At 45.6% G+C, this 18,735-nt stretch carries 15 protein-coding genes and 1 pseudogene; 8 read left to right on the top strand and 8 right to left on the bottom strand.

The features are described from left to right. Genes JQC93_RS10990 through JQC93_RS11010 form a run of 5 tightly spaced genes read left to right on the top strand, consistent with a single transcriptional unit; the run spans position 1 to position 4,106 of the window. On the top strand, positions 1-1,380 hold the full coding sequence (locus JQC93_RS10990) for a MotA/TolQ/ExbB proton channel family protein (protein ID WP_205158491.1): 1,380 nt from the start codon (positions 1-3) through the stop codon (positions 1,378-1,380). After that, on the top strand, positions 1,380-1,937 hold the full coding sequence (locus JQC93_RS10995) for a MotA/TolQ/ExbB proton channel family protein (protein ID WP_205158492.1): 558 nt from the start codon (positions 1,380-1,382) through the stop codon (positions 1,935-1,937). Before JQC93_RS10990 ends, JQC93_RS10995 begins: the two co-directional genes overlap by 1 nt. Next, positions 1,934-2,341: an ExbD/TolR family protein gene (locus JQC93_RS11000; protein WP_084883335.1), complete on the top strand. Its 408-nt coding sequence runs from the start codon at positions 1,934-1,936 to the stop codon at positions 2,339-2,341. Before JQC93_RS10995 ends, JQC93_RS11000 begins: the two co-directional genes overlap by 4 nt. Further along, positions 2,338-2,955, top strand: a complete 618-nt coding sequence (locus JQC93_RS11005; protein ID WP_205158493.1) for an energy transducer TonB — start codon at positions 2,338-2,340, stop codon at positions 2,953-2,955. Before JQC93_RS11000 ends, JQC93_RS11005 begins: the two co-directional genes overlap by 4 nt. After that, positions 2,952-4,106, top strand: coding sequence for a tetratricopeptide repeat protein (locus JQC93_RS11010; protein WP_205158494.1), 1,155 nt, complete (start codon positions 2,952-2,954; stop codon positions 4,104-4,106). Before JQC93_RS11005 ends, JQC93_RS11010 begins: the two co-directional genes overlap by 4 nt. 272 nt (positions 4,107-4,378) lie before the next feature. On the opposite strand, the gene manA is transcribed toward JQC93_RS11010, so the two are convergent. From manA to JQC93_RS11035, 4 genes and pseudogenes are all read right to left on the bottom strand, one after another. Then, complete coding sequence (gene manA, locus JQC93_RS11020) at positions 4,379-5,566, bottom strand: mannose-6-phosphate isomerase, class I (protein WP_205158496.1); 1,188 nt, start codon at positions 5,564-5,566, stop codon at positions 4,379-4,381. Between the two features lie 14 nt (positions 5,567-5,580). Then, positions 5,581-6,723, bottom strand: a complete 1,143-nt coding sequence (locus tag JQC93_RS11025) for a glycerate kinase (RefSeq protein WP_205158497.1) — start codon at positions 6,721-6,723, stop codon at positions 5,581-5,583. A 44-nt stretch (positions 6,724-6,767) separates the two neighbouring features. After that, positions 6,768-9,407 (bottom strand): mannosylglycerate hydrolase, encoded by a 2,640-nt coding sequence (gene mngB / locus JQC93_RS11030; protein WP_205158498.1) that lies wholly within the window; start codon positions 9,405-9,407, stop codon positions 6,768-6,770. 173 nt (positions 9,408-9,580) lie between these two features. Further along, positions 9,581-10,045, bottom strand: a pseudogene (locus JQC93_RS11035) (fructose PTS transporter subunit IIA); the annotation flags it as partial. A gap of 262 nt (positions 10,046-10,307) precedes the next feature. On the opposite strand from JQC93_RS11035, the gene JQC93_RS11040 reads away from it, so the two are divergent. Together JQC93_RS11040 and JQC93_RS11045 are read left to right on the top strand one after the other, a co-directional pair. Next, positions 10,308-11,051, top strand: a complete 744-nt coding sequence (locus JQC93_RS11040; RefSeq protein WP_205158806.1) for a GntR family transcriptional regulator — start codon at positions 10,308-10,310, stop codon at positions 11,049-11,051. 232 nt (positions 11,052-11,283) lie between these two features. Continuing rightward, positions 11,284-12,909 carry a PTS fructose transporter subunit IIC gene (locus tag JQC93_RS11045; RefSeq protein WP_205158499.1) on the top strand — a complete coding sequence of 542 codons (1,626 nt, stop codon included), beginning with the start codon at positions 11,284-11,286 and terminating at the stop codon, positions 12,907-12,909. Between the two features lie 167 nt (positions 12,910-13,076). Here the strand turns inward: JQC93_RS11045 and JQC93_RS11050 are convergent, their stop codons facing one another. The 4 genes from JQC93_RS11050 to JQC93_RS11065 all read right to left on the bottom strand — a co-directional run bounded on the left by JQC93_RS11050 (position 13,077) and on the right by JQC93_RS11065 (position 17,638). Continuing rightward, positions 13,077-13,877, bottom strand: a complete 801-nt coding sequence (locus JQC93_RS11050) for a hypothetical protein (RefSeq protein ID WP_205158500.1) — start codon at positions 13,875-13,877, stop codon at positions 13,077-13,079. 292 nt (positions 13,878-14,169) lie between these two features. Next, positions 14,170-15,090, bottom strand: a complete 921-nt coding sequence (secF, locus tag JQC93_RS11055; RefSeq protein WP_205158501.1) for a protein translocase subunit SecF — start codon at positions 15,088-15,090, stop codon at positions 14,170-14,172. Between the two features lie 2 nt (positions 15,091-15,092). Next, the gene (gene secD, locus JQC93_RS11060) at positions 15,093-16,883 is read right to left on the bottom strand and encodes a protein translocase subunit SecD (protein WP_408068605.1); all 1,791 of its coding nucleotides are present in this window, start codon (positions 16,881-16,883) and stop codon (positions 15,093-15,095) included. Between the two features lie 275 nt (positions 16,884-17,158). Beyond that, positions 17,159-17,638, bottom strand: a complete 480-nt coding sequence (locus tag JQC93_RS11065) for a hypothetical protein (RefSeq protein WP_205158503.1) — start codon at positions 17,636-17,638, stop codon at positions 17,159-17,161. 319 nt (positions 17,639-17,957) lie between these two features. Between JQC93_RS11065 and JQC93_RS11070 the strand changes: the two genes are divergently transcribed. Beyond that, on the top strand, positions 17,958-18,671 hold the full coding sequence (locus JQC93_RS11070) for a GntR family transcriptional regulator (protein WP_205158504.1): 714 nt from the start codon (positions 17,958-17,960) through the stop codon (positions 18,669-18,671). Positions 18,672-18,735: the final 64 nt, after the last annotated feature.

Genomic DNA, 18,735 nt, shown 5'->3' on the forward strand with positions numbered 1-18,735 from the left:
ATGAACTATTTCCCATACCCGCATGCCCTATTAGCGTTGATGTTAACCTTTTCACACTCAATTGCTGCCCAAACAGCACTCACTGAAAAAGCGCTGCATGAAAACCAAACTCAACACAGCCACAACTTAGCTCGTGAATCCGGCTTTACTCAAACAGAAGACGAACTAAAAGCTTTAAAAGCGTCACTGGCTCAGCAGCGTGACGAACTGAAACAACACAACGATTCTTTGGCTAGCACCTTTAGTCGCAATGAAGATGCGCTCGCTCGTTTAGAAGAAAAATTACGCCTCGAAACTGGCAGCTTAGGTGAAGTATTTGGCGTAGTTCGACAAAATGCTAAAGAACTTCAAGGCGAACTAGAAAACTCAGTGACCTCAGCGGGAGCGCAGTCATATAACCAGACAATAGCAGACATCACAGCTGCTACTGCTCTACCTTCAATGGCTCAGCTAACGACTTTATGGCATGCATTAGACGAGCAAATCAAAGCCTCAGGTCAAATATCTCCTACTACGGTATCCTTCATTAATGGTGCTGGAGAAACTCAACACCTTGAGGCAATTCGACTCGGTTCATTCGGACTTGTCTCTGAACACGGTTACCTGAGCTGGAATACGCAGAAACAAGAAGCCCGAGCATACCTAAAACAGCCGGACCTAGGCCCTACCTACTCGACTCTGACCCCACTACTTAATGGTCAAATTCTACCAACCGTTGTTGATCCATCTCGCGGCGTGATGCTAGAACAACTGGCACAAACGCCAAGTCTTAGCGATCGTATGAAGGCTGGTGGAGTTGTCGGTAAAATCATTTTGAGTTTGTTGACTATCGGCCTATTGATCGCCCTAGTTCGCGGTGTCACTTTGCTTGTTACAGGCCACAAGATTCGCTCACAGTTAAAACAGCCTTCAAAGCCTGGTAATAATCCACTAGGTCGTATTCTCGCAGTTTATGACCCAACAAAAACGCGCAGTGTTGAAGCGTTAGAGCTTCGTTTATTGGAAACGGTTGTCGACGAGCAAGCGAGCTTAGAGCGCGGCTTGTCAATGCTTAAACTGCTCGCGGCTTTGGCCCCAATGCTTGGTTTGCTCGGTACAGTGACCGGCATGATTGAAACATTCCAAGTGATTACCCAATTTGGCAACGGCGATCCAAAAGTGATGGCTGGCGGTATCTCTATGGCTCTAGTGACCACGGTATTGGGCCTAATCGCCGCTATGCCATTGCTGCTTGCGCACAATATTTTAAGTTCACAAGCCGAACACATTCGCACTATTTTAGAGAAACAAGGCATTGCATTGGTTGCACAGCAAGCAGAAAAAGACACGATCGCGCACAACCAACACAATAATGCTTTGCCTACTGAGCAGGCAGCTTAATGAGCGATTTGCTAGCACTGCTGCCCAGTAGCCTACTCAATAGTGAAGGACTGGTTGCCTTACAAAGTTTTATGCAGCAAGGCGGCCAAGTTCTCTGGTGGTTGGCGGCGGTCGTGGCGATCATTTGGCTACTCATCATTGAGCGCGTGATCTTCTTGTTAGTGCAATTTCCTAAGTTGCGAAGTCGCTGGACAAACATCTGGCTAGCTCGAACTGATCACTATTCATGGTACGCCCTAGCAATTCGAGATGGGTGGCTCAGTGAAGCAAGGCGCAAACTCACCCAAAACGTTAATTTAATTAAAGTACTGGTGGCGATATGCCCAATGCTTGGATTGCTCGGCACAGTAACAGGCATGATCTCGGTGTTTGACATTATGGCTAATCAAGGCAGCAGCAATCCCCAGCTAATGGCATCAGGGATTTCGCTCGCTACCCTTCCCACTATGGCTGGAATGGTCGCGGCACTTAGCGGCATGTTTTTCCACGCGCGTTTAGTAAAGGCATGTCATGGTAAAGAAATTGAACTCGAAAAACTGTTAAGGAGTCACCAATGAGACTAGGTCGGCGTCATCACAAAACGGAAGAAGCGCAAGTCGATTTAACATCGATGTTAGACATCGTGTTCATTATGTTGATTTTTTTCATTGTCACGAGCTCTTTTGTGCGTGAGTCAGGGGTAGAGGTAAATCGCCCGCAGGCTTCTAACGCTGTAAGTCAAAAAGAGGCGGGGATATTCATCGCCATCACCTCTTCTAATGATATTTACATCGACAAGCGCATGGTTGATGTGGAACGCGTTCAAGCCACGTTGGAACATCTTTTATTGGATAATCCAGAAGCGTCACTGGTTATCCAAGCTGATGAGCACTCGTACAACGGTACTGTGGTAAACGTTATGGATGCTGCAAAAGGTGCAGGCGTTCAACATATCGCTTTGGCTGCGGAGAAAACACGGTGATTCGGTTGTTCGTTGCCGCCCCTTTCGCTTTAGGGTGTGCGCTGCTTCTATTTAGCTTTATGGCTTGGATGGTCGATACCAGTCATCGACGAGCTCCTGAAGCCGGAGATGCGGTTCGCTTTGACATGGTTATGGCAAACAACGAGCAAGATGTTCAGCGCCGAAAACGAACCGTACCTGAGCAGCCAAAGGCACCACAACTTCCTGAACAAATGCCCACCGCGCAAGTGGACACGCCGCAAACGCAACTTTCGGCGATAGAGTTGCCCAGTCTCAATTTAAATACAGGGATAGATGGGCTAGCCATTAGCACGCCTTCGTTTGGCGACTTTAAGGTTAATCAACAAGTTATGCCGCTTTATCGCGTAGAGCCTCGCTATCCTTCTCGCGCATTAGATCGAGGTATTGAAGGTTACGTTGTTATGACCTTCACCATCGATGCAACAGGCAAGCCCACTGACATCACATTGGTAGAATCCAACCCGAAAAATGTCTTTGACCGAGAGGCTGCGCGTGCATTGGCAAAATGGAAGTATCAACCAAAAACCGATGCTGGCAAAGCCGTGCCCCAATACGGTCAAACAGTAAAACTAGAATTTAAGATGGCACAATGATCAAAACTTGGTTCACTCTCAGCTTATTATTGCTCTCAAGTAATGCGATTGCGCAGCAGCTCACCCACTACACCGCTGTTCGTGTGCAAAAAGCGCAATCACTTATGCAAAATGAGCAACACACCGAAGCAATCCAAAACCTCACGTCAATATCGACCAACAACGCATACGACAAAGCTTTTGTGGCTAGAATGCTGGGCGTTTTATATTGGCAAAATGGGCAAGTGGCGCTCGCGACAGAAAACCTCGAATCCGCTGTGTCTAGCGGGCTATTGCAAGACGAAAATGCTTGGGTTACTCAGCGAATGTTGGCCGACATCTACCTATCAAAACAACAGTTCACTGAGGCGCTCCAACACTATTACTCGCTCTTAGAGGCCATTCCTGAATCACAAACTGTGGGTGATATTTGGTTTAGAATTGCTCAAGCACATTACCAAATTGCTGAGTGGGAGAAAGTGATCCCTGCATCGAAGAAACATTTAGCAAGCGCGCCTTTGGAGCGCATCCCATCATTGTCACTTACGCTAGGCGCCCAGATGCAACTTAAGGATTGGGACGCAGCAATCAACACTCTCAACCAATTAATTGTTCAAGAGCCCCACAAAGTGGAATGGTGGCGTCAGTTAGCTGGCTTACAAATGCAAACCAATCGTCATGGTGAAGCGCTTGATACTCTTACGTTAGCCAAGCTCAATGAAATTGCACTCACCGAGTCAGATAAGCGACTGATGGCGCAGCTCTATGTTAAACGTGGAATCCCCGAGCGCGCTGCATTAGAAATCAGTGAGCTTAACGATGCGCTGACTGATATTCATCTGTTGGTAGAGCAAGCGACGTATTGGCAAATGGCAAAAGAGTGGCAGTTCGCCATCGATATTTGGCAAAAAGCTGCGCAGTTAGATCCTGCGTATCACTGGGAAGTATCGCAACTTTTACTTCAGCAAGGACATTTCAATCAGGCATTAGCGACCTTAAACCTTGTTGAAGGTAGAGACGAACAAGTCGCTCTCGCCAAGACTCGCGCCTACTACAAGCTTGGACAGTTCGATAACGCCATTGTTGAGGCAAAGCTTGCTAATACCATTAAGCCAACGCCCCATGCGCAAAGCTGGATAACATATTTAAGCCAACGTCGTCAGCAAGTATAACGAAGTCTGTAGTTCTTGGTTCTATTGATATCAGCAGGTGCGGTATTTGCGTTTATCAATGATGTTTTAGTGGTGGTATCTGAATCAAGTAGAGGTAGGCGTGTTGATATGCGAAGCGTCCCAAGAGTCCGTCGAGGCGAACAAGAGGCGAAACGCTACTTGGTCTTGATGGTTTAGTTAATTACTTCTATTTGGGAGTCTTCATCATTATCTTAAGTTGATGGTCAGTCGCCCCAATCTGGGGCGTCTCGATTTCGCAGCACCATCACAGACTAATTGTATGCACGAGCCACAGTGCCGTTGCCTTTGTAGTGGTATTTTCCTAAATGATTGCTAATAAAGACAGACTCACCCGCAGTCAAAATAATACTTTTATCTCCAGCGGTTATCGTGACTTCGCCGTCTACGCAAAATAAGATTTCTGCACTGCGCATGTATTGTGCCTTACTCTCTTGAGTTGCCGATAAAATGTCGAAACCGAAATCATCAACAGGAATTGGATAACTCTTCTTGCCCTCTTTTAGTACAGGCTGAAGACGAATATCCTCTGGGTTAATCGGTTCAAAGATTGTGTTGTCGATCAGCTCTTTCACATCAATGTGCTTTGGTGTGAGTCCGGCTCGAAGCACATTGTCTGAGTTGGCCATGATCTCAAGGCCAGTGCCTTGCACATACGCATGCGGTGTTTCCGCAAACAAAAACATCGCTTCACCCGGTGCAAGTTCAACGGTATTTAGCATAAACGGTGCAAAAAGGCCGATGTCGCCTGGGTAGTGCTTTTTGAAATCCATGCTGTATTGCATGGCTTCTCGTCCCATTGCGGTTTTGGCTGGCTTCTCAAATGCTGCGTATAACTCTTCCAGTGCCCTGTTTTTACCCTCGCCTTCCAACGACATAATAGTGGTGAAAAACGCTTTAAGCGCGTTGCTATCTGCATGAGTTTTAAGCGTGCTTAATGCACTAGCCAACGAAGGAATTTGATTTTCTTCAAACAGCGCAATAATGTCATCAATTGGGCGAAATCCATTCATCGCCTTGTAGAACGTCAATGCATAGACCAACTCAGGCTTATGATTTGGATCTTTGTAATTACGGTTAGACGCATTTAGCGCAATTCCTTGGGCATTCTCACGTTCAAAGCCCAGCTCTGAATTTTGCTTATTTGGGTGAACTTGAATCGACAATGGAGTTTGGGCAGCCAACACTTTAAACAAGAAGGGTAACTCACCAAACCGTGCTGCGGTATACTCGCCCAGAACTTCAGTTTTGTTGTCGTCTATTAGATGCGAAAGCAGCTCTCCCGACTCGCTCAGTTTGGAGCATCCGTTGGGGTGTGCACCCATCCATATCTCAGCTTGTGGCTGATTGTTAGGGTTGGCAATGCCAAACAGTGTTTGGATAGAGTCTATGCTGCCCCAAGCGTAGTTTTGAATGACATTATCGAGCTTAAAAAGAGACATTGCTATTTCTCACCTTAATCTAAAATTTTTGCGCCAAGCTTTAACGTGGCTGCGATGTTGCGAGCAGTGCGAGTAAGATTATTATTCGCTTCTTCTAATACTTGCTGTAGTGGTTGTGGCGAACGAACCGTTCCAAAAGTACTGACGATAGTGCCATAGAGTTCATCGATTTCTTGACCTAGCGATCCTGCAATACCAATGGTTGGAATGCCTTTAGATTGCGCTCTTTTGGCTATTCCAAATGGGGTTTTACCTTGTAAGGTTTGATTGTCCATTTGACCTTCACCCGTTATAACAAGGTCCGCGCCATCCAACACAGTGTCCGCGTTAAGGGCGTCTAGCACCATCTCTATGCCTTGCTTGATGTGAATATCAAATATCAGTGACAGCCCCATAGGCGTACCACCGGCGGCGCCAAACCCTGGTGACATTGTTTGATTGATAGTGGTTTGCTTAGCACTTACTGCGGCAAAGTGCGCGATTGCTCTATCCAGTGTTTTGACTAAATCTGGCGACGCGCCTTTTTGCGGTCCAAAAACATGGCTGGCACCATTTTCACCAATAAGTGGATTTGCCACATCGCACGCAACGATAAACTCCACCTCTTTGCTTCTAGGGTGAATACTCGACAAATCGATCTGCGCGATATTAGACAGAGCTGCACCACCAAAGGGAAGCTCATTACCTTGCTGGTCGAGCAGTTTTGCGCCCATAGCTTGTGCAATACCTGCCCCAGCGTCATTGGTTGCACTACCGCCTAGCCCAAGCAGAACCTTTTTGACGCCTTGGTCCAATGCTTCTTTGATTAACTCGCCCGTTCCATAGCTTGTGGTTATGGCTGGGTTACGTTGCTCGGGAGAAATGAGGTCTAATCCGGACGCCGCGGCAAATTCGATGAGCGCGGTTCGACCCTCGTCCAACAGCGCCCACTGAGCGTTAACTGGCTCGCCTAAAGGACCTGTAACTTGAGAATGTCGAACCTCGCCATCCAGCCCTTGTAGCAAGACGTCAACGGTACCTTCACCGCCATCAGCAAGGGGTAAATGGACATAATCAGCATGAGGAAAAACATCTGAAAAACCGGCCTCAATACATTCACACACTTGTTTAGCAGACAGTGACTCTTTAAATGAATCGGGCGCTATTACAATCTTCATCGTCAGTTACCTGAACCGCCCGACAATGCGGGCGGATACGTTAATTAAAACTTAATTTGGAACGATTTTGCTTGGCAAGGTTTTAGTGTACCAAAGGATTGTGAACTTTCGACTGTTTCTAATGTGCGCTCATCCATCGTTACTTTTTCCCACGCCGTGATTGTTTCAGCAAATTCAATGCCATCTTCAATATCGCCCTGCTCTGCCGGATTATAGACGCGTACTATTAGCGCATCGTCATCTTCGGCTTTCTTAAGTACGCTGAGTACAGCGCCTTTTTGCTGTTTCTTGAGTAGCGAGTAAGTCAGTGGCTTATCTTGCTCCCCAACATTGAGCTTCATCGCATTGTACGGGATCTTGTTGTAGCATTGGATAGGCGTTACATTGTCACGTGCCTCAGCCATAATATTGGCGTCAATGTGATTGCCTGCAAAACCAAATAACGCAAATTCACACACAATCTTGCCACGAGTCTGAGAATCTGGCGTTGGGATTTTAATACCCGACGGACGACCAGGACGAAGAAGCAGATTCTCTTTACCCAACACACCGACACCGCGTAGTAGCGTAAGAGCAAATGTGTCTCGCTCTTCATTTTGTTTTGATGAAATCACTTCAAACTCGCGCAAACCGTTTGTCATTATTGCCATACCACCGGTTTGATTTTCAACCGCAGCAAAGTTCATTAGCTGATACACAGGTACTGGTGCTTCTTTCCATTTTTCCTCTTCCCAAACGGCCATCGCTGGATCGTTAGTTGGACGAGTAATTAGACCAAACTGGTTATCCGCGACAACATTTTCAGACACGAATGGAGTTGGTACCAGAACACGTAAACGGTGGTCGTCGGCTTGGTTATCGAGTTCCATACGAACTTCAATGCGGCGCGATCCGTGCTTAAGCACGACTTGACAATCTACATCGACAAAGCCATTTTGGCCCGAGCGGTCTTCGCGCTCTTGTAGGTTAGCAGGTACGTTCATACGCAGTGAAATATGAGCAACCGACTGAAATCCTTCATGTTTAATTTCTGTCTGCGCTTTAAACTCATCGGAGTAAAGCAGCCACTCTTGACGAGACGGAGAGTAGTCATACTCATCACCATCATCCGAACCATCTTCAACTCGCAATACTTGGTCAAACGTCATCTCGGTGTCTTTATCAAACACAGTCAGGGTGCCGTTATCATTCACATTAATGCGGTAGAATTCGTTCTCTAACAGATACTCTTTTTGATAGGCCACTTTAACAGCGCCTTTTTCGTTACCTTGAACGTGCAAAGTCGTGAAGCCCATTGCCGGTACAGAACGCTTAATTTGAATGTCGTACTCAATGAACGGGTCATAATTGCCATAATGGACAATTTGACGGTCTATCTTACCTGGATCGATGATGCGCTGATCTTGGATGAAGTACTCAACAGCATTGCCGTTGTCATCAAACAGGTTAAATTGCTCAGCACGGATCGTAATGGTGGTGTTAATAACCTCTTCACGCTCATACGGAGTGAGGTTAAAGAAAACAAGTTTGTCACAGCCTTCTCGAGCGGGCATGTGGTCAACGATTTTACGTTTGTAGAAGTTAATTAAGTTGGTTGCCATATCGTCCGCTAGGATATAGCGGTTGAGTATTTCTGCATGAACCTTATCGCTACAGCAGCAGCCGATAGAATCGTGAGCATGGTTCTTCATGCTCTCTTTCCACATCTTTTCAATGAGCCCGTGGTGATACTCAAAACCTAATGACCATGCAATCGATGCGAGCGGTTCAAGGATATTCACTATCTTGTTTTCTACTTCAGCATGGATCAATTTAATGTCCATACGTGTAGAAGATATGGTGCGGTGAACACGCATGTATTTCCCGTCATTGAATTCTCCCTTGATCGTATCAAGGTTGTCACGCTCTTCGCGAACACGATCAAACACTTCCTCAAAGCGGCTCATAGTAAATTCACGCTCTGGGTAAATGTCTCGTAGCTTATCCATTACCTCGAAGATGTCCTTTTGAATTGGCATCTGATCGTGGCCGTTGGGTAACAAAATGTCTTTGGTGACAGACGGTTTTTCTAATACGGGGAAATATTTGTCGAGTCGCGCTCGCAGTCCTGCTTCATCTTGAGGGAGGTATTTACCAATGGCATAACCTAAAGGCAGGACTTGCGCCATTACTTCGGAACCATCATTGGATTGCCACACAAATTCGGTTTTATCTGTTCCATGACGCTCAGAGCAGCCACGCCAAAACATCGTGGTATCGATGCCGAAACCATTGTAAATCATCGGCAGTTGCGAGCTCATGGAGAACGAGTCTGGCAAATAGCCAATTTTCATCGGTTCACCTAACTCAAGACAGTCTCGAAGGCCATACATCATATTACGAACGATAGACTCTCCGGACACTTGCATGGTGTCGGTTTGAGAATACCAAGGGCCCACAATCAATTTACCTGCTTCAGCCAATGCTTTTACGCGCTTTTTATTCTCTGGCTTGATGGCGAAGTAATCTTCAAGAACGGCTGTCTGACCATCAAGAACGTAGTATTTGTAGTCTGGATCGCTCTCCAGACGTTGCATGATCTCTTCCATATTGTTCACAAGTAGAATGCGAGACTCTTCCGTAGTGAAATACCATTCACGATCCCAATGCATATGTGGCGTGATATGAACGCGTGATGTAGTCATTATTTTTTACCTTTAAAGACGGTTGGCTGTGCGAGCTAAATTGATTGAGTGCTTCGTAGTAACGCGGCTGATTGCTAGCCAAATACCTTGGACTTAAGCGAGCTCAAGAACCCTTTTTTCTCTGGGGCCGTTTCTTTAACAACTGGCTGTTGTACGACAGGCTCTAGTTCTGCTTCTGGCGCTTGCTCATCACTAAGTAATGCAAAGATTTCGTCAACCGTGGTTGCCTTTAGAACCGCTTCACGTACGTCATCATCAACTAAGGTGCTGGTTAGTTCGGTCAGCAGCTGCATGTGAGTTGAACCCGCCTCTGCGTTTGGTATCGCGATCAAGAAGATAAGGTTTACATCCTCTTCCTCATCAATACCTTGCCATTTAAGGTCTTGGGTAAGCGTTGCAACTGCAAATGCAGCTTCTTTTACTGCATCGGTTTTACCGTGAGGGACAGCAAGGCCTTCGCCGAGGGCGGTAGCGCCATGCTCTTCTCGGGCAAATACGGCTTGCAGATACTCGGCCTTGTCGTGCAGCTTACCCTGTTGATGTAATTGCTCAGCCAGAGTTTCGATGGCCGCGTCTCGGCTTTCAAAGGTTGTTTGAAGGTTAATGAGTGATGCGTTTGTAAGAGTTGTAAGATTCATAATGTTCGCCCCGTGTTCACATTGATCTGTATTGTCTGTTTAGCTGCCATTAATAATACCAATCAAATACAAATAAACCATGATCAATGTCTCATAAATCTCACAATATGTATTACAAAGAGGTTAAAACACCCTATTTGTATCTTCATTGAATTGTTATCTGCGTAAAAATTCGTATCATCGATTGTAATGTTAATGAGCAAATGCTCGGCAATAACGACCCTTTTAGCTTAGTAGAGCCATGTAACCTGGTGAGGATATGATGACAAGATTACCCATGTATCGAAAAATTGCCGATGCGATCAGAGCAAAGATCAGCAACGGAATTTATAAGGTCGGTGAAGCCCTACCCACTGAGGCTCAACTTCGAGCAGAATTTTCGGTCAGCCGTGTTACCGTGCGCCAAGCTATAAAGTTGTTAACTGAAAATGAAGAGCTTGAGAGCATTCAAGGGAGTGGTACTTACGTTAAAGAAAGCAAAATCAACTATAACATTTACCAACAAAGTAGCTTTGCCGAGAAGTGGGCGCACCTAGAAGGCGTTACCCACAGTGATGTACTGACGTTTAAGATTCAATCAGCTTCGTTAACGATGGCAGAACAGTTGGACATTAAAGAGGGAGAGCAGGTTTTTTATGTAAAGCGTGTTCGCTTTCTTGATGATATTGCTATTGTGGTTGAAGAGACGTGGATGCCGGCCAAGCTGTTTCCTGATCTTAGTTACCAAGTCATGCAAGGTTCAAAGTACACCTATATTGAGCAACAAAAAGGATTGTTGATAGATAGAAGCGAACAAGAAATTGTTCCGGTATTAGCAGCAGAAGACGTGGCTGCGCTACTTGGCATCGATGCAGAAATGCCAGTCATTGAAAAACGCACGCGCGGTTATCTCCACGACGATACCGTTTTTGAATACAGTCGAAACTTTTTCACCACCAACAACTACAGATTTACGCTCACGTCTAAACGACAAAGCGGGACTAGCAGTTATCTAACGAAAAATTAACGACTAAACTTAATACATTGGTCATCAAAATTAGTCATCTATTTTCAACTAGCTAGTCTTCTCGTCTAATTTTGTATTGATTTGTTATTATAAAAAAATAACACCAATTAAATACAAATAATACAACTTGTGATTTTTGTCACAGCCAAGCAAAACAAATTGGGCGAGAATATAATCATTGAGCGGACCATATGGTGCTCAAATGACTAGAGACGACGCAAAGGAGCATCAGATGAAAATCTTAGCGATTACAGCATGTACTGCCGGTGTAGCCCACACCTATATGGCAGCCAAAAATTTAGAGAAAAAGGCAATCGCTCGCGGTTGGGAAATTAAGGTCGAAAAACAAGGTGCAAATGGCCTTGATGGCAAAATCACAGCACAAGACGTTGCTGAAGCGGATGGTATCATCTATGCAGTAGATGTTGGCGTCGTCGAAGCAGAGCGTTTTGAAGGATTAACGTCGGTACAAGGTAAAGTCAAAGACGGCATTAAAGCTGCTGATGACATGCTGGATGCCCTAGAAGAGAAAATTAAAGCTGGTGGCTCTAAAGCAAAAGTAAGTGCTAATGCAAGCAAATTTGCAGAAAAAGAAGAAAGCAACGACAACATGATCGTTAGCTTTTTAAAACTTTGGTACAAAGGCGCTCTATCAGGCGTATCGCACATCATCCCTCTTGTTATAATTGGCGGTCTTTGTGTAGGTCTACTTAACCTATTCTTTGGCTACGATTACACCCACCTTTATGATGAAGCGATACTGGTCGAGTACACAGGCAAAACCTATGCAGATCTTGGCATTATTAATGCGGCAGAAGGCTTAGCAAACAGCGAAATAAGTGCAATTAAGGACGAAGTATATGCCGCAATAGCGGAACCTGAAGCCAAGGCACAATTTGAGTCTTCGTTCCAAGGCATTGCTCACTTCCTCTACTACAGTACGTTAAAAGCATTCAATCCATTGCTAATCTGTGTGTTGGCTGCGTTTACTGCCTACGGTATGGTGGGTAAGCCCGGACTGGCCCCTGGTTTTGTCGGTGGTTTCGTTGCAGTTGGTGGTAGCTTTGGTAAAATTTCCATCGTGACTGGCGGTTTCCTAGGTGGCTTGGTCGCAGGTGCAGCAGCAGCTCTGTTTGTCATGCTGGTACGACAAATCAAAGTCCCGCAAGTACTTGAATCGGTGAAGATGATCATCATCACGCCACTATTAGCAGGTATTGCAACCCTACTCTTCATGTACGCAGGTCCTGGTAAATTCTTCGCAATGCTGAACACTGGCCTAGTGGATTGGCTAACCTCAATGGGTACTGGCAACCTACTGGTTCTTGGTTTCATTCTTGGTGCGATGGCGTGTTTCGATATGGGTGGCCCAGTCAACAAAGCCGCTTACCTATTCTGTATTGGTGTTGGTACAAGTGGTGATTTCGCAGGCGATGCATCTATCTTCTATGCAGCATTTACTGCAGCTAAATGTATCCCTGGTATGTCTCTTGGTATTATGTCGGTTGTCTTCAAGCGCTTCTTTGACGAAGAAGACCGCTTGGCAGGGCCCTCTACAGCCATCTTAGGTTTCTGTGGTATTACTGAAGGCGCAATCCCTTACGCTGTAAAAGATCCTATGCGCATCATCCCAGCTCACATGATTGGCGGTGGTATTGCAGCTGCTTTGATTCTGTCTTCAAAGATCACTATTGGTACCGTTGCAGGTGGCGCAGTATTCATGCTTCCAGTTATTGGTAACCCTATGGCATGGCTTGCGTACTTCGTCATTGGTATTGCAGTCTCGATGGCACTGACTATCGGATTAAAAATGGTGGCGCAAAACAAAGAAAAGAAGCTAGCTACCGCTAAAGCATAAACCGTACTTAAACTAACAACGCTCCAAAAACTCCAAGTATCCCCCGCTTGGAGTTTTTTTTATGCGTGGATTTAACCCCTGTTACCAATAGTGAGCAGCATAGCCACTCATTGGCCCCCACTTCACTGCGGGTGTTTTATTAGAGAAGAGTACTAGATTTAGACTAGCTACCAGTTAAGTGTGACCGTTTCAGGAGTGTCATCGTCAAACACAACGGTCAGCTCACCTGCGGTGCTGCTGCCTCCAAACGACCATTCGGCGTCTGCAGAAACAGTTTGGGTTTCCCGAATATCTTCGTAGGTTAACGATCCCGAACAATTAGCGGTTTCTTCGGCAAACCAGTTTGTCAGTTCAGATGTCCATCTGACTGATTCGGCGCCGCTAGCCGACAAGGTAGAAACGCGCGTTGCCGATAACTGCCCGTCCTCATATTGTTTGAATGTTAAATTGCCCAAATCACCAATTGTTCCTTGGATTTCATAGGAAGTCTGTAGCTGCGCACTCGCGGATTCACTGATTTTTATGACCGAGGTGTAGGAGTTCCCTGCACCAATAGTTGTGTTCACTAATAATTCACCATCACTGTTATAACCCTCTTGCCAATTACATTGATTCAGCTCATACATAGCGTCTGTACAAGCGTAGGCTAAGATTAACCCTGAAAATACATCGATGAATGACGGCGAAGAAAAGGCTGCTACTGCAAAAATCGCTGGAAGCTGCTCTTCCTGTGGCAAAGCATCAGTATCGATATCCCCCGCTGCAACCGTGGCGCTATGAATTAACACTGGTGTTGTTGAAACATCGATAGCGTGACTAGGACTAAGCTCATCATCATCAAGGTGGCACACTTGTCGCGTCTCGCCTCCAGCCGTTGACGCAGTGTCGTTGCCATCGCTTGAATCTGATTGACAAGCCGTCAGTGAGAGTAACCCCGTAATTGCAACCGTCGTCGTTTTAAGTGACATCCTCATTCCTTTGATTTTACTATAATTTTAGTCGACCAAGTATGACTAAAGCTGTGTGTAGTACAAGCTATCAAGTGGTTATTTTGATTGATTCTCATTTTCAATTCAAAGAGATAGATGGAACGCATCGCTGGTGCGCTGAAAGTGCGGCGGCTCAATACAACAAAGTCAGGAAGTCGTCTTCCTGACTTTGTTGATAAATGCCAGTTAACGGGCATTCACTAAAGATTACTGCGGTGTCAGCTTATGATCTAATTCAGAATTACCTAAACACATTTTCACCAACTGTCTCTCATAACGCGTTTTCCTCTAGATCTACGATTTGGGGTTGAAAATGAATCGGTGCCACACCCAGTAGCTTTGGCAAACTAACACCGACCGATACCGAAGACCAAGTCCCGCATACAATACCTAGGCATAACGCGACAGCAAAGCCCTCCAACGTCGCACCACCCAATAGCCATAAACTACTTACAGTGACTAATGTCGTTCCTGAGGTGACTAAGGTTCTCGAGAACGTCGCTCTAATGGCGTCATTAATCAGTAAATCTGCCTGACCATTGGGATTTGCACGAAATAACTCACGCACGCGATCCGCTATAACGATAGAATCGTTAAGTGAGTATCCTAGTACCGCCAGTACAGCCGCTAAAATAGTGAGATTGAATTCCCACTGCATCAGCGCAAACAGTCCCAGTACAATCACCACGTCTTGCAATAGCGCCACAAGAGCCCCTAGAGCCAAACGCCATTCAAACCGACAACTTAGATAGATCATGGTTAACAAAAGACAGGCCATAATCGCTAGGCCGCCCTGCTCGACCATCTCTTGCCCAACTTGCGCACCAACTACGCTGCTATTGATGATCTCTACGGTGAACGGCAAGTGTGAAAAAATCTCATTCAATTCGACCACATGCTTATCGGATTGACTAAAACGAACAATCCATTGACCGGTTTCGCTGGAAGAAATCACTTGAACATCTTGAATTAATATTTGATCGAGCAGCGGTTTAATGTCCTCAAGTATCAAATTGCTATGCACTTGTATTTCGGCTACCACACCACCGGTAAAATCTAGGCCCCAGTTAAACCCCTTCAGCCCAATCAACACAAGTGAAACTAAAAAAAGTGTTGTCGATATCGCGGTCATGGTTAAACGAGCTGCGGTTAACCTGTTGTCTGAAATTGCGCTTATTTTTAAGTTCGTCATGGCTACACCTTAATATCGCGGCGGTTATCGCGACCCCAAATGAAATTGATAACAACTCGTGATAAAAATATCCCCGTGAACATACTGGTTAGAAGCCCAAGCCCCAAAGTAATGGCAAACCCCTGAATGGGACCATTTCCGATGGTGTATAGCGCTATAGCGACAATCAGTGTGGTAAGGTTGGCATCGAAAATAGAGGCAAATGCACTGTTAAACCCTTTATCGATGCTTTGTGCGAACGTGCGACCTTCACGCATTTTGTCTTTTATTCGTTCAAAAATTAGCACGTTTGTGTCCACCGCCATCCCAACTGTTAGCACCATGCCCGCAATACCAGGCAGGGTTAGAACAGCCCCTGGTAGTAACGCAACCAGGCCGAGGAGACAAATCATATTGGCGACCAGAGCCGTATTTGCCACCCACCCAAGTTTGCGGTACCAAAACGCCAGAAATACTAAGGTGAGTCCTAAACCTAGCGCTAAGGAGGCGAAGCCACTTTTCACATTTTCTGCGCCTAATGTTGGGCCAATAGTGCGCTCTTCAATCACGGTTACGGGTGCAGTTAAAGAGCCAGCACGTAGCAACAAGGCAAGGTCTTGTGCTTCACTCAAGCTACCAGTGCCAGTGATTCGAAAGCGATTTGCAAGCTGTGACTGTATTGTGGCAATACTGATCACTTCACTCATTTGTTGGCTATTGCCATTGGCGTCTTGGCTATATTCGCTATACACCGTTGCCATTGGCTGGCCGATATGGGAACGGGTAAACTGCGACATTGCTCGCCCACCGAAAGAATCAAGAGTGATATTCACCTCTGGCTTTCCGTATTCGCCAATACTGGCACGAGCATCAATGATGTGCTCGCCGCTAAGGACTGGACGACGTTCGAGATTGATCGGATTACCCTGTTCGTCTGCAACCGAAATTGTCTGCCTATGGGATGACTCAGGCACTAAATGAAAAGCTAACGACGCTGTCGCACCAATGATCTCTTTGGCCGCCGCGGGATCTTGCACGCCAGGTAACTCTATTCTGATGCGGCTATCACCTTGACGCTGTACTGAAGCTTCTGTAATGCCTAACTCATTCAAACGCTGACGCATAATTTGCAGGTTCTGCTGCACGATTAAGCGTCTTATTTCAGTCTTTTCCGAGTCAGAAAGGCTAAGCGTTAGTGTCTGCCCACTGCCTCGCACTGTCCATTGCGGAAACTCTTGCTGCACGAAGCGTCGGGCTTCACTGTTACTTATTCGATTGGGCAGCTGAACATCCATACTACTTGCCGATTCTCGAACTCGGCTACCTCGAAACTCACTACTAAATTGTTCTACTAAAGATTGCTGATGTGCCTGATATACAGGCTTCATATCGACATCTAATAAAAATTGAACACCACCTCTAAGGTCCAGCCCGAGCGATATGGGAGAAAACCCCGCGTTTATAAGCCAACGGGGAGCCGCGGGTTCCATCGCCAAAGCGACGGTAACCGAATCATCAAGCATATACTGTAACAATGACTGCACATGCCCTTGTTGGTCAGTATCATCCAAGGTGATTATGATTTGATCATGGCGATGCTCAATTTGTCTAGGCGTAACCCCCGACTGTTCGAGTATATTTGCGATAGACGTGGCATCGTCGGTTTGATGTTGAGCGTTTACATGTACTGCGGGTAGCTCACCGTATAGCGAGGGCAATGCGCTAAGTGTCATAATCAGTAGGCTGACTAGTACGACAACAGTTTTCCACTTAGATAAGCGGTTAAGTTGCTGAGTGTTATTCTTTTTCAAAATTGTTTCCCTAAAACCAATCGAAGTAATTAACTGGTCAGAAAACTGCGGCGGAAAAATCGCTGAGAACAAGGCGAAGACTGCCGTAGGTAGTTGCTCTACCTACAAAATCTTTAACGCCGTTATCACTGATTTTAACGAGCAAGAATGATCAGGTAATTGCTTTGATTGGTATAAAACACATGGGAGAGCACTCAGCGCGACATCTCAAATCCAGACATGTCTGTCAAAGAGGGCTAAGTACTTAATAGTTGGACATTCACTGTCTAGATAGTGTTTTAGGAGCGAGTTATAGCCAAATGTCGGTATAGCGAGTTGGCCTCTTTCCAGCCCGACAATCTTGAACATTGTTGCGAAATATGACTGGTCCAATGCTGCTGTTGTGAACACAGCGGTTCAATTTGAGTGGCATTAGCGAGCAATTGAGGCGGCGTAAACTCCACCAGCAAATAATATCGTGGATTATTATACTGTTCAGGCTGCGCGATATCGACTAATGCACGCCTTGCCAAGGTACCTTTCTGTACCGCTATCGGATCGTTAATTAACCACCCGGCTTGTTCAGGCTTTCTTTCGTCAAGCCCAGCTTCCTCAAACCGAGCTTTGTCAAACTTAGCTTCATCAGTAACATTGAGCGAGACTTGAACTATTTGATCTCCAAGCGAAACGTCACCTTTCATTGCCTCATTAGCCATAACACCGTATGAAAACAGTGAAATAACTAAAGGTAATAGAAGTTGAATGCAGCGTTTGACCAAAGTTAGGGTACCTAGAGGTTTTAGGGAGTATTACTCGCGCTTAAGTGTAACAATTATTGGCAATACCTCTGGCCAATCTTTGTTACAGAAAGTTACTAAGGCTCTGAGTATAGGAAAGCAATACACCCTAACGCTTGTCTTGCTAAGCGTGTTTTTAAATATCAATTTAATCAGAGATTAACAGGATGTGCCTGCATCGGCAGATAATGCCTAGTTGTTGCACTTTTTGTATTCAACACTCGAATTCGTATCGCGAAACTTCTATCGTTGACGACAAACTTGTATCATTAAAGGTTCATGGTTTACGTTCGAGGTTTTCATGGCAAGACTGCCCCTTTATCGCAAAATAGCTGATGCCATTAGAGAAAAAATTAGCAGCAAAGTTTACAAGGTGGGTGAAGCACTCCCTACTGAGGCTCAGCTTTGCAAAGATTTTTCTGCCAGTCGAGTCACCGTTCGACAAGCGCTAAAACTACTGGTCGAAAATGAAGAACTAGAAAGTATTCAAGGTAGTGGGACCTATGTAAAAGAAAACAAGGTCAATTACGACATCTACCAACAAAGTAGCTTCGCAGAAAAGTGGAGTCATTTAGGGGGGGTCACCTATAGCGACGTAATTGCTTTTGAAATTCAATCGGCCTCACTCATCATCGCTGAACAACTCGACGTCCGCGAAGGCGAACGTATTTTTTACGTGAAGCGTGTGCGCTACCTAGACGACCACCCAATCACAGTAGAAGAGACTTGGATGCCAGTCGAAATGTTTCCAGACCTCACCTACCAAGTGATGCGGGGCTCGAAGTATGAATATATAGAAAAACAAAAAGGCTTGGTCATCGATAGAAGTGAACAAGAGTTAGTCCCCATACTCCCACCGGAAGACATTGCTCAGCGACTCGGTATAAGCCCTGCCGCGCCTATTATCGAGAAACGTACGCGCGGATATTTACAAGGGGATAAGGTGTTTGAGTACAGCCGTAACTACTTCACCAACAGTGATTATAAGTTTACTCTTATTTCTAAGCGTCACTAATTGCTCGACAAATTATGTCGTTGATATTTGCTAAATCATCATAGAATTAACCAGTCAATCTAGC

It is taken from the genome of Vibrio ulleungensis, assembly GCF_016900875.1.
GTDB lineage: Bacteria > Pseudomonadota > Gammaproteobacteria > Enterobacterales > Vibrionaceae > Vibrio > Vibrio ulleungensis.